The 12,269-nt window shown below is 65.1% G+C and carries 11 protein-coding genes; 6 read left to right on the top strand and 5 right to left on the bottom strand.

Annotation, left to right across the window (positions count from 1 at the left end; translation table 11 throughout):
* Positions 1-151: 151 nt before the first annotated feature.
* From QYM46_RS07920 to QYM46_RS07910, 3 genes are all read left to right on the top strand, one after another.
* Complete coding sequence (locus QYM46_RS07920) at positions 152-2,380, top strand: NADP-dependent isocitrate dehydrogenase (RefSeq protein ID WP_432791497.1); 2,229 nt, start codon at positions 152-154, stop codon at positions 2,378-2,380.
* A 153-nt stretch (positions 2,381-2,533) separates the two neighbouring features.
* Positions 2,534-2,992 (top strand): LapA family protein, encoded by a 459-nt coding sequence (locus QYM46_RS07915; RefSeq protein WP_432791496.1) that lies wholly within the window; start codon positions 2,534-2,536, stop codon positions 2,990-2,992.
* 3 nt (positions 2,993-2,995) lie between these two features.
* Positions 2,996-3,640, top strand: coding sequence for a 4'-phosphopantetheinyl transferase family protein (locus QYM46_RS07910; RefSeq protein ID WP_169252044.1), 645 nt, complete (start codon positions 2,996-2,998; stop codon positions 3,638-3,640).
* A 40-nt stretch (positions 3,641-3,680) separates the two neighbouring features.
* Here the strand turns inward: QYM46_RS07910 and QYM46_RS07905 are convergent, their stop codons facing one another.
* Together QYM46_RS07905 and QYM46_RS07900 are read right to left on the bottom strand one after the other, a co-directional pair.
* Complete coding sequence (locus QYM46_RS07905) at positions 3,681-4,055, bottom strand: hypothetical protein (protein ID WP_169252043.1); 375 nt, start codon at positions 4,053-4,055, stop codon at positions 3,681-3,683.
* Positions 4,052-5,446: a PLP-dependent aminotransferase family protein gene (locus QYM46_RS07900; RefSeq protein ID WP_432791495.1), complete on the bottom strand. Its 1,395-nt coding sequence runs from the start codon at positions 5,444-5,446 to the stop codon at positions 4,052-4,054. Before QYM46_RS07900 ends, QYM46_RS07905 begins: the two co-directional genes overlap by 4 nt.
* A gap of 219 nt (positions 5,447-5,665) precedes the next feature.
* Between QYM46_RS07900 and pdxS the strand changes: the two genes are divergently transcribed.
* From pdxS to QYM46_RS07885, 3 genes are read left to right on the top strand one after another with little or no spacing between them, the layout of a single operon-like run.
* On the top strand, positions 5,666-6,547 hold the full coding sequence (gene pdxS, locus QYM46_RS07895) for a pyridoxal 5'-phosphate synthase lyase subunit PdxS (RefSeq protein WP_432791494.1): 882 nt from the start codon (positions 5,666-5,668) through the stop codon (positions 6,545-6,547).
* Entirely contained in the window at positions 6,544-7,125 is a 582-nt protein-coding gene (gene pdxT / locus QYM46_RS07890; RefSeq protein WP_432791493.1) for a pyridoxal 5'-phosphate synthase glutaminase subunit PdxT, read from the top strand. Before pdxS ends, pdxT begins: the two co-directional genes overlap by 4 nt.
* Positions 7,126-7,135: 10 nt before the next feature.
* Positions 7,136-8,698 (top strand): helicase HerA-like domain-containing protein, encoded by a 1,563-nt coding sequence (locus QYM46_RS07885; RefSeq protein ID WP_432791492.1) that lies wholly within the window; start codon positions 7,136-7,138, stop codon positions 8,696-8,698.
* Here QYM46_RS07885 and QYM46_RS07880 read toward each other — a convergent pair.
* From QYM46_RS07880 to QYM46_RS07870, 3 genes are all read right to left on the bottom strand, one after another.
* Positions 8,681-9,748 carry a diacylglycerol/lipid kinase family protein gene (locus QYM46_RS07880; protein ID WP_432791491.1) on the bottom strand — a complete coding sequence of 356 codons (1,068 nt, stop codon included), beginning with the start codon at positions 9,746-9,748 and terminating at the stop codon, positions 8,681-8,683. The two genes, QYM46_RS07885 and QYM46_RS07880, sit on opposite strands and share 18 nt — an antisense overlap.
* A 20-nt stretch (positions 9,749-9,768) precedes the next feature.
* A complete protein-coding gene (locus QYM46_RS07875; RefSeq protein WP_432791490.1) occupies positions 9,769-10,878 on the bottom strand; it encodes a winged helix DNA-binding domain-containing protein in 1,110 nt (369 codons plus the stop codon).
* Positions 10,879-10,967: 89 nt separating this feature from the next.
* Positions 10,968-12,269, bottom strand: a complete 1,302-nt coding sequence (locus QYM46_RS07870) for a carboxylesterase family protein (RefSeq protein ID WP_432791489.1) — start codon at positions 12,267-12,269, stop codon at positions 10,968-10,970.

The following is a 12,269-nucleotide window of genomic DNA, read 5'->3' as shown; positions in this document are numbered from 1 at the left end:
CCTCTTTCTGTTGTCCGTGCCGACACAGAAGACTACCGGGTGCCACCGGCAGATGTGAGCACCGTCATCGGACTGGGCCGCCTACCGAAATGGCCCAGAAGGTAGGATGGAGGGCGATAAACCCCAAGAAGATGCGGAGTGGTCCTTAACTATGGCTAAAATCATTTACACGCGCACGGATGAAGCGCCGCTTCTGGCGACGTATTCGCTCAAGCCGATCATCGAAGCCTTCGCCACGTCGGCCGGTGTCGAGGTTGAGACCAGGGACATCTCTCTCGCCGCACGCGTGCTGGCCCAGTTCAGCGACCGCCTGCCCGAAGACCAGCAGGTCGGCGACGCGCTCGCGGAGCTGGGTGATCTCGCCAAGACCGCCGATGCCAACATCATCAAACTGCCCAACATCTCGGCATCCGTCCCGCAGCTGAAGGCGACGATCGCCGAGCTGCAGTCACAGGGGTACGATCTGCCCGCTTACCCGGAAGAGCCTTCGACCGACGAGGAGAAGGACGTTCGGGCACGTTACGACAAGGTCAAGGGTTCAGCCGTCAACCCGGTGCTGCGTGAGGGCAACTCCGACCGTCGCGCTCCGCAGGCCGTGAAGAACTTCGCCAAAGCTCACCCGCATTCGATGGGCGAATGGTCGAAGGATTCGAAGACCCGCGTCGCCACCATGGGATCGGGAGACTTCCGCGACAACGAGAAGTCCGTGATCATCGAGGCCGATGACACCCTGTCGATCCGCCTGCGCACCGCCGCGGGAGAGACGACGGTCCTCAAGGAGTCCCTGCCCGTCCTGGCCGGCGAGATCGTCGATTCGACGAAGATGAACGCCGCCGCCCTCGACGAATTCGTCAAGGACCAGATCGCCGCGGCCAAGGCCGACGGCGTCCTCTTCTCCGTCCACCTCAAGGCCACGATGATGAAGGTCTCCGACCCCATCCTCTTCGGCAAGGTCATCGAAGCCTTCTTCCCCGATGTCTTCGCCGAATACGGTGACGTCCTCGCCGAGGCGGGGCTGACCTCCGACAACGGGCTGGCCGCCATCCTCGCCGGACTCGACACCCTGCCTGCCGATGCAGCCGCCGGAGTCAAGGCCGGAATCGAGAAGGGCCTGGCAGACGGCCCCGACCTGGCCATGGTCAACTCGCACAAGGGAATCACGAACCTCCACGTGCCCTCCGACGTCATCGTCGATGCCTCCATGCCCGCGATGATCCGCGTCGGCGGTAAGATGTGGAACAAGGACGACCAGACCCAGGACACCCTGGCCGTCATCCCCGACTCCTCCTACGCCGGCGTCTACCAGACCGTCATCGAGGACTGCCAGGCCAAGGGCGCCTTCGACCCGCGGACCATGGGCACCGTGCCCAATGTCGGTCTCATGGCGCAGAAGGCCGAAGAGTACGGCAGCCACGACAAGACCTTCGAGATCCCGGAGGCCGGAACCGTCGAGGTCGTCAACTCCGCCGGCGATGTGCTCATGAGCCACGAGGTCGCCGCCGGTGACATCTGGCGTGCCTGCCAGACGAAGGACATCCCCGTCCGCGACTGGGTCAAGCTCGCCGTCACCCGGGCCCGCCTGTCCGAGACCCCGGCCGTGTTCTGGCTCGATGAGACCCGCGCCCACGACCGCAACATCAAGGCGAAGGTCGAGGAGTACCTGCGTGACCACGACACAGAGGGCCTGGACATCCGCATCATGAACCCGGTGGAGGCCACTCAGTTCTCCATCGACCGCATCCGTGAGGGCAAGGACACCATCTCGGTGACCGGCAACGTGCTCCGCGACTACAACACTGACCTGTTCCCGATCCTCGAACTCGGCACCTCGGCGAAGATGCTCTCCGTGGTCCCGCTCATCGCGGGCGGCGGACTGTTCGAGACCGGTGCCGGCGGCTCGGCTCCGAAGCACGTCGAGCAGCTCGTCGAAGAGAACCACCTGCGGTGGGACTCCCTCGGTGAGTTCCTCGCCCTGGCAGAGTCCTTCCGCCACGAGTTCAACGTCCATGGAAACGAGCGGGCCGGTGTGCTGGCCGACACCCTCGACGCCGCAACCGGCAAGTTCCTCGAGGAGAACAAGTCGCCGTCGCGCAAGGTCGGCGAGATCGACAACCGCGGCAGCCACTTCTACCTCACCCTCTACTGGGCCCAGCAGCTGGCCGAGCAGACCTCGGACGAAGCCCTGGCCGAGGCCATCGCTCCCGTGGCGAAGGCACTGACCGAGAAGGAGGACGCCATCGTGGCCGAGCTCCTCGAGGTGCAGGGCAGCCCCGTCGATCTGGGAGGCTACTACTACCCGAACGACTTGAAGACCGAAACCGCCATGCGTCCTTCGGCCACGCTCAACGAGATCATCTCGTCGCTGAGCAAGACCGTCTGATCGACTGGACGAGTCATCGGGTGATCATCTGATCGTCCGAGAGGAACGACAGAAAGAGTCCCGGCAGTCATCTGCCGGGACTCGTTCTCTGTTCCTGAACTCTCCTTCTCTGTTCCTGACCTCACCGCCCTATCAGCAGTTATGATGGGGCGCATGAGTACCCAAGACCCGCGTGGCGATTCGCAGACGCCCGAAGAGCTCCTGGCCGAAACCGATTCAGTCCTCGGCAGCGATACTCCCGCGACGGGCGAGACCGCTGCGGTGGATAAGACTCGGGAGATGTCCCCGCACGAGCAGCATGAACAGACGCAGCCTCCGGCGGGACACACCGGTGAGCTGCCGTCGACGAAGGCGGGGTCAGGAATGTCGGCGGGCATGTGGATCTCCCTCATCCTCGGCGCCGTCATCGTCGTCCTGCTGCTCATCTTCATTCTGCAGAACAACGTCCCGGCCGAGTTCAAGTACTTCGGCTGGCAGTTCGAACTGCCCCTGGGCGTGGCCATGCTCTTCGCTGCGATCGGGGGCATCCTCATCGCCGGGATCATCGGTTCGGTGCGGATCTTCATCCTGGGCCGCAAACTGAAGAAGATCAACAAGGCCCTGGGCCGCTGATCGATGGCGCACCACCCCAGCTTCACCGAACTGCGCACAGACCTTCCCGTCACCCTCGTCCTCGCCGATACCTCGGCGGAGGCGGCGTGGGCGCGGGATGACGATTCCGTGCTCACCGAGCAGGAACGCAACTATGCGAAGGAATTCGACGCCGAGGCGGCCGCCACCTGGTCTGCCGGCCGTGTCGTCCTCCGCCACGTCCTCGGAGCGCATCTGGATCAGGATCCCGCTGCGATCGAGATCCGCCTCGATTCAGCGGGCAAACCGCGCCACGACGAGTGCGAGTTCTCGGTCTCGAGGTCTCGTCGCCTCGTCCTCGTCGCCGTCTCCGACGATCCGGTCGGACTCGACATCGAACCGATCCCCGAGCGCGGGGTCGCCCTTGAGGCGATGCAGCTGCTTCACGAACGAGAACGTGCTGAGCTCGACGAGCTTCCCGACGACGACTTCGCCGCCGGCTTCGTCCGCGTGTGGGCGCGGACCGAAGCCTTCCTCAAAGCACTGAGCACCGGCCTGGCTCGCGATCCGGGTCTCGACTACATCGGTGCCGGGCCGCACCCGAACTCACCGCATCCTGATGTCGACATCCACGATCTCGAGGACGGCATTCCGGACGGTCATATCGCGGCCATCGCGTTCAACCGCTGAGCTCGTCACCCTTCGCAACTGGCGGTCAGGGGTTCTGCGGCTATTCTTCGCTGAAGGACGGGCCGTTCTCCCCGGTCGTGAAGACCACGGCGATGCCCAATGAGCCGACACCGACCAAGCCGAAGAGGATCCAGGCACCGGCCGGGTTGCTCGCAGCCGCGAGGATGAGGCCGACGACGACAGCGACGATGAGAAGGGCGTCGAAGACCATCGGGAACTTCAGATAGCGCCTCTCTCCCTTGGTCACGGCATAGGAGATCTGGGTGGCGGCGCTGAGGAAGAGCAGCACCAGAGCGGTGATGACCAGCCAGCGTGGGGCGAGGAAGAAGTCCTCGAGTCCGCCGAGGAAGATGAAGCCGGCCACGGCCAGCAGCAGCTTGATGATGCCGTCGACTGCAAATCCGGAATTCCTCATGACTGAATCCTACTCAAGAGGGTCTTCACCTCTCCCAAGGCCTCCCGCAGCACAGCTGCCTCGACATTCGAATGCGCGATGACCAGACCGTGCCTGACTTCATCGCCGCCGGTCCAGCCGCGGGCCAAAGAGGCGACGAGGATGCCGCGCTCGGCCAGCTCACGCAGCAGTGTCGCGGCCTGTTCCTGAGACGTTTCGATGACGAGCGTGCGACCGTCATGGACCAGACCGGGGATCGGACCGATCTCGGACACGACCTCCTCGGCGGCCCGGAGTCGCCGCCGACCGCGGGAGATGCGGCGGCGCAGCCCACCGGAGCCGAGGTAGGAGGCGATGGCCATCTGCAGAATCGGTGAGAACGCAGGTCCGAGAGCCGCACGCATGCTCATGAGCCGCTCCGAGATCGGTCCGCGAGCGATGACGTACCCGGTCGATACGGCCGAGGTCAGCAGAGCGGAGAAGGTGCCGATGTGGACGACCTGCGCGCTGCTGCCGGTCGATGAGGCGAGATCGAAGAGGGTCGGCAGCACGGTGCGGGTGAACCGTGCCTCACTGTCGTAGTCGTCCTCGATGAGGAGCGCATCACCCCGCGCCGCCCAGTCGAGCAGACGCGCACGCTGGTCGACCGGCATCGGCGTTCCGTGCGGGAACTGATGATTCGGTGTCACGACGGCCGCACCCACATCGGCCGGCGCCGGCGAGGAACCGACCATGTCCAGGGGCACGAGATGCTGGTCGGTCATCGCCTGACGCAGACCGGGGAATCCGGGGTTCTCCACGGCGATGGAGCCGGAGACGCCGACGCTCAGCAGCAGACGCAGACCGTCGCGAGACCCGCTGGTGAGGATGATCTCGTCCGGATCGACGGCCATTCCACGCGTCAGCCGCAGGTAGTCAGCGATCGCCCACCGGGCACGGGGCTGGCCCAAGGGATCGATCGGCCCTGGATCGAGGTCGAGCGATTCCCGCCACGCCCGGCGAAATGCCGGCTCACGCAGAGGATCGTCACCGCCGAATCCCGGACGCAGGTCGACATAGTTGCGCAGACTCCGCCTCGGCGAGTCCGGGATGCTTCTGCGCTGAGGCACAGGTGTCGAAGCGGCCGGCAGCTCGGGATTGATCCGCGTCGCCGAACGCTCGGCGGCGATGAGGAATCCCTCCACGGCGAGCTGCGCATACGCTGTCTCCACGCTGCCGCGGGAGATGCCCAAGTGTGTGGCCAGACGACGGCTCGACGGCACCGTGTCCCCCGGGTGCAGAGTCCCGTCCGAGATGAGACGACGCAGCTCCTGAGTGAGCTGATCCGGCAGCGGAGTCGGCAGTCGCTTGTCGACGTTCACCGGCAGAGCGATGCCCTCGGCCCGGGTGCCGTGCCGCGATTTCGTGACCATCAGTCGATCATAGAACGGGTATGGTCATCTGGCCTAAAATACTGGCATATTTCTGGCTCTCTGACTGAGCCACTCTTCGGATTAGGCTGGTCGGGAACGGCCGTTCACCCCGAAGAAATACGATCCCTCCGACGCTGGGCAGCAGACCGAGATCGCTCGGTCCTGTTCGCTTTCGTCGACCTGGATCGACTCCGCGACAGTGAATGGACTTGCACCACAATGACCGAAACACAGACCCTGCTCAACACCGGACTGGCTCAGATGCTCAAGGGCGGCGTCATCATGGACGTCGTCAACGAAGAGCAGGCACGCATCGCCGAGGCCGCAGGTGCCTCCGCCGTGATGGCACTCGAACGCGTCCCCGCCGACATCCGCGCACAGGGTGGAGTCGCTCGGATGAGCGACCCCGACCTCATCGACTCGATCATCGGCGCCGTATCCATCCCGGTGATGGCCAAGGCCCGCATCGGACACTTCGTCGAGGCCCAGATCCTCGAGACCCTCGGTGTCGACTACATCGACGAATCCGAGGTCCTCTCCCCCGCCGACTATGTCAACCACATCGACAAGTCCGTCTTCACAGTGCCGTTCGTCTGTGGTGCGACCAACCTCGGTGAGGCTCTGCGCCGCATCCAGGAGGGCGCATCGATGATCCGTTCGAAAGGCGAAGCGGGCACCGGCGACGTCTCGGAGGCGATGCGCCACCTGCGCACCATCAACTCCGAGATCCGTGCGCTGGGGGCGAAGAGCGAAGACGAGCTCTACGTCGCGGCCAAGGAGATCGCCGCTCCGTACCAACTGGTCAAGCAGGTCGCCAGCCTCGGCCGTCTGCCCGTCGTGACCTTCGTCGCCGGCGGCATCGCCACACCGGCAGATGCGGCGATGATGATGCAGCTCGGTGCCGACGGCGTCTTCGTCGGCTCCGGCATCTTCAAGTCCGGCAACCCGGAGGCCCGTGCGAAGGCCATCGTCGAGGCGACCACGCACTTCGACGACTCGGACGCAGTGGCCAGGGCCTCACGCGGGCTCGGCGATGCGATGGTCGGCATCAACGTCGCCGACGTCCCCGCACCGCACCGCCTGGCCGAGCGCGGCTGGTGAGAGTCGGCGTCCTCGCCCTCCAGGGAGCCTTCCGTGAGCATCTGCTCATGCTCGGCTCCCTGGGGGTCGACACCCTCAAGGTCACCAAGTCCGAACACCTCGCCGGCCTCGATGCGCTGATTCTGCCCGGCGGAGAGTCCACAGCCATGGTGCGCATCGCCGCCGGCGCGGATCTCTTCGCGAGACTGCGCGAACGCATGTCAGGCGGTCTGCCGGTCTTCGGCACGTGTGCTGGGCTCATTCTCCTGGCCGACCGGCTCAGCGACGATTCGCTGGGCGGATACGACCGCCTCGGCGGCCTGGATGTCACCGTGGCCCGTAACGCCTACGGTCGACAACGCGAGTCCTTCACCGCTCCGCTGGCAGTACGTGGGCTGGACGAACCGGTCGAGGGCACATTCATTCGGGCCCCGCAGATCCTCGAACTCGGGCCCGACACCGAGGTGCTCGCTCGTCATGACGATGTGCCCGTCCTCGTTCGGCAGGGTTCGGTGTGGGGAGCCAGCTTCCATCCTGAGCTGGGCACGGACCTGCGGATCCATGCAGAATTCCTCCACCACCTCGGTGCTGCTGTGTAAAGATTGACTCATGACTGAGCAGGCACTGCAGACACTCAAAGACGGATACACCTTCGATGGGACGACCCTCGACCTGGGGGTCGCCCTCGACGGTGAGGACCCCTCGAAGGAGACTCCGATCTCCATCCCGTTGTCCATGCTCAATCGGCACGGACTGGTCGCCGGGGCCACGGGAACCGGAAAGACCGTGACTCTTCAGGTGCTCGCCGAACAGCTGTCCCGGGCGGGAGTGCCGGTCTTCGCCTCCGATATCAAGGGCGACCTCTCGGGCATCGGCGCTGCCGGTGTCGAATCCGACAAGCTGCGCAAGCGCCTCGATGCCGCCGGTCAGGACTGGCATCCCAAGGACAATCCGACCGAGTTCTACACTCTCGGGGATTCGGGACTGGGCACTCCGCTGCGGGCGACGGTGACCTCGTTCGGTCCGATCCTGCTCGCCAAGGTGCTCGAACTCAACGACACTCAGGAGTCCGTCCTCTCTCTGGTCTTCCACTATGCCGATCAGGCAGGATTGGCGCTGCTCGACCTCTCGGACCTCAAAGCCGTCCTCACCTTCCTCACCTCCGACGAGGGCAAGGCCGATCTCGAAGGCATCGGCGGAGCGTCGAAGGCCACCGTCGGCGTCATCCTGCGCAAGATCTCCGAACTCGCCGCCCAGGGCGGCGACGTGTTCTTCGGAGAACCGGAATTCGACACCGCTGATCTGCTGCGCACCGACGACAACGGCGCCGGAATCGTCTCCGTGCTCGAGCTGCAGAAGCTCAGTCAGTCGCCGGCCCTGTTCTCCACATTCCTCATGTGGCTGCTGGCCGACCTGTTCCAGGACCTGCCGGAGGTCGGAGACCCCGACAAACCCTCCCTCGTGTTCTTCTTCGACGAGGCGCACCTGCTCTTCGCCGACGCGTCGAAGGCCTTCCTCCAATCGGTGACACAGACGGTGCGGCTCATCCGGTCGAAGGGTGTCGGCATCTTCTTCGTCACGCAGACGCCGAAGGATGTGCCCGAGGATGTGCTCGCACAATTGGGTTCGCGCATTCAGCACCAGCTGCGGGCGCACACACCCAACGATGCCAAGGCACTCAAGGCAACTGTGCAGACCTTCCCGAAGTCCGACTACGACCTCGAAGAGCTGCTCACATCACTGGGCATCGGCGAAGCCGTGGTCACCGTCATGGACCCCGACGGCGCTCCGACTCCGGTGGCGCCGACACGGATGCGGGCTCCGGAGTCGAAGATGGGGCCGATGAGCGAAGACGAGATCAAAGCGGCTGTGGCGGCTTCGCCCCAGCACGAGAAGTACGGCACCGCGATCGACAACGAATCTGCCCGCGAAATCCTCGCCAAGCGCCTCGAAGGAGGGTCAGAAGCTCACGCCGAGGAACAGCAGTCCGCGCCGGCGGACAAGATCGACTTCCCGGAGGAGCCCGGTGCCGGCGGCAAGAAGCCGGCGAAGAAGGACGACGAGAACCTGTTCACTCAGGTCGTGAAGTCCTCGGCGTTCAAACAGTTCACAAGGACCGCGGCACGCGAGATCGCGCGCGGAATCTTCGGCACCTCACGCCGTCGGCGCTGAGACCAGCAGTGTCTTCTCACCGGTGCTCACCCGCAGATCCAGGCAGTCGCCGATGAAGTCTCCGTCGAGTTGTGCCGGTACCGGTGATTCGACCGCGACTGTCGTCTCGGTCGTACGACGATAGTTCATGAGCCGGTGGGCGTCCGGCTTGCCCCGCAGGCATGCTGCGGCGATTCCTGCCCAGGCTCGACACCGCCCGATGGGTGAGAGCGGGAACGGACCGACGGTGAGCATGGAGAACGTCTGAGCACCGATCCGCGCCTCGGGGAACACAGCGATGGGTCCTGCAGGCCGGGTCACCTTCGAGACCATCACCGACCACACCTGCCCCGAGGCGGTTCCCTCCCCTGTGCCGGCGGTTCTTTCCCGTGTGCTGGCGGTGTCCCTCATGCTTGCGGTGTCTGCCGTGCTCGCGGTGAAGTCCGCGGCGAAGAGGGCTCGCGCGGCTCCCCAGGCGTAGCCGAGCAGTCCGGGAGCGGAGCGGTGGTGGGCCACGGCCCGGGCGTCTCCCCCGATGCCGGCGAGGCTGATGAACTCGGTGCGATGTCGAGCGCCGTCAGCCGTCTGGAATTCGGCAGTATTGATCGGAACGTTCCGGAGGTTCGGCGGATCGCCGCCACGGATGATCGACGCGATAGTGCCCAAGCACAGGTCGATTGCATGTCGGGAGGATCGGAGGCCGATATGGCGGCTGAGCACGTTCGCGGTCCCGGTGGGGACGAGGAACGTCAGGATGTCAGCCGCGGCGAGCACCGGGGCTGTCGCTCGGATGGTGCCGTCGCCACCGAGGATGATGATGGTGTCGGCTCCCCACGCGATGAGCTGTGCGGCCTGCCACCGACCGGAGCGTTCGACGCTGGTGGTCATGCTTCGGTAGTGTGCGCCGACATTGCGCAGTTCCGGCACGAGCTCGGCATACGCCCACAGGGTCGCCGGGTGTTTGGGGTTGAGGATGATCCCGACGGCGATGCTCTGCGGTCTCGATCCCGGTCGGTCAGCCGCAGCCATCTGACCGGCCAACGGTGTGCGTGTTGTGTGGAGTTCGTCCATCGTCGGTCGTCTCTGCGTTCTCAGACGAAGGCCGGATGGGTTGCACTCACCGAGTCGACAGCCTCCAGGTCAACTTTCTCCCCTGGGAATGTGTCGACAATGACTCGCGGACCGGTCTTGCGGGGTGATCGCTTCCACGTGGCGCGTGCACGTGTGCCGGTCAGAACTGTGTTCTTGAACATTCCGTTGCCTCCGGGCACAACGAGCTTCTCATTCTCAGGGTCGAGAGTGGCGCTGCGATCCTTGTACCCGAGGATGATCTCGTCGAATCCCGGCAGCAACATGGTCTCCTGCGCCGCAGTCTCCCATTCGGCCAGCCGGTCCTCCAGATCCGGTGCGTGCACGTAGTCGGTGCCGTCGATGTCGGAGCTCACAATCTCACCGGCAACGATTCCGGTCTGAATGGCCTTTCTCATCCTCGTCTTCGGCAGCCCCGTCCAGCGCGTCGCGTCGTCGACCGTGACCGGTCCGTGGCTCGTGACGAAGCGTCTCATCCATTCGTGGTCGGCCGCCTCGGTGTCCAACTCCGTGGGGGCAGGCACCCAATCGGCGGTGAGCACGTATTTCATGTCGTCCTTGCCCTCGATCATGGGGGCTTGGACGATGATGTTCTGCAGTGCCAGGGACGTGATGAGGTACCGGGCGTGGCCGTATTCGTCTCCGGCGCCGATGGGAGCGAATGCGTCGAGCAGTTCGTCGCGCGTCAGCGGTCCCCGTTCCCGGATGGCTGCTGTGGCGGATTCGGCTGCAGTATCGAGCATGGCGTCGGTGATGCCGAAGTGCTCACGCCGCTTGGCCGTGGATCTCATGGTCCGTGCCCCGGTGAGGCCGAGGATCCATCCGATGTCCTTGGCCGTGGTCAGGTGGATGGTGCCGCGTTGGGTCCAGGAACGCACGATCTCTCCCGAATCGATGGCGGCTCGGACGGCAGCCACACCGTCAGTGACATCCGGTCCTGAGCGCAGGGCCACGGAGACCAGTGCTCCGCCGAGGGCTTGGGCTTGGACGCAGCCGAGATGCTCGACGACGGCTCCGGCAGGTGAGAGGCCGGTTCCTGTCGGTGACTGGGGCGGAGCTCCGATGAGTCCCTGCGAGATCAGCCGGGCTGCCGAGATCTGATGAGCGTCCATGGTCCAACGGTAGTTCACGCCGGTGACTTGGCGGTTGTGAAAAGACGACAAACCGGGGATGCAGGACGGTGATCGCGAAGTCGAACAGGTCAGCCCATGATGTCGATGAGTCCGGGCACCCGCACGCGCGGCAGGGCGCCTGAGGTGGCGAACTCTCCCCAGATCCGGCGCAGCTCGGGACCGGCGATATCAGTGGTCGCACCGTAGTCGAGGAAGGAATCGTGCCAGATCTCGCCGGGGAAGATCAGCGGCAGGTCTCCGGAGTGGGCGGCGTCGAAGAAGCCGCCGTCCCCGCGGGAGACGATGAGCAGGCGGGCGCCCTGACCGCCGGACATCCGGTGGCGGTCGTAGAATTCGCGTCCGGCCCGAGTATAGACCGCCGACGTGATGCCGGAGATGAGGGATTCGAGCATCGGGGAGGTCAGCGGGCGGTCGTGGAGGCGACGCAGCGCGGGAACGAAGCCGGCGAAGAACGCCATCTCGCGTTCCGTGCGGGTCATGAGCACGTCGAATTTCGGGGCGACTGTGGCCCAGGCTTCGTCTGCCTTCGTTCGTGATGGCAGCGGGTACCGGCCGTAGCGGACTCCGAAGCACATTCCGGCATGCAGGCCTCCGACGAGGGCGGCCTTGTGCACCTCCTCCTGCGCTCTGAGAATGTCATCGATGCTGGCTGCCGGGTCGATCTTCTGGGCGACTTTCCCCATCGCCCAGTTCATTGCGTCCGTGCCGCCGGCCAGTCCCAAGGGAGCTGAGGCCATGAGAACCCGGCGGAAGAGTCCTGCGGTGCCGTCGGCGATCATGAGGTGAGCGCAGGCGTCTGCTCCGGCGCTCTGTCCGGCGACCGTGACATTGTCCGGGTTGCCTCCGAAGGCGGAGATGTTCCTCTGCACCCAGCGCAGGGCGGAGATCTGATCGAGCACTCCGAGGTTGAGGTGTTCGTCTCGCCCGGTTCCGAGGTATCCGAGGACCCCGAGGCGGTAGGTCACGGAGACGACGATGATGTTCTGTTCGGCGGCCAGGGCGTGCGGATCGTAGATCTCCGCGTCTCCGGCACCGGCGACGTAGGCTCCGCCGTGGATCCAGACGAGGACGGGAAGTCCCGCCTCGGTGGTGGAGCCCTTCGGCATGGTCACGCTCACGCGCAGACAGTCTTCGCTGATGGGAAGCCCACCGAGTTGGTCGAAGGTCATTCCGGCGTTCGGGTCGCGGCGCAGCTGCGGGCTGGCCGGGCCAGGTTGACCGCCGTCGATGACGTCCACCGGAGGTTCATCGACGGGAGGGAGGAAACGACCTGCGCGGGCATAGCGGATGCCTCGTGCACGGATCACATCCTCGCTGACGTAGGCGCGCACGCGCCCGCACGGGGCCGCGATGTCCCGTGTCTCCTCCAT

The organism is Brevibacterium sp. K11IcPPYGO002 (genome assembly GCF_050920635.1).
Lineage (GTDB): Bacteria > Actinomycetota > Actinomycetes > Actinomycetales > Brevibacteriaceae > Brevibacterium.
Note: the sequence above shows the minus strand (reverse complement) of the source record. Positions and strands in the feature narration are given on the sequence as shown.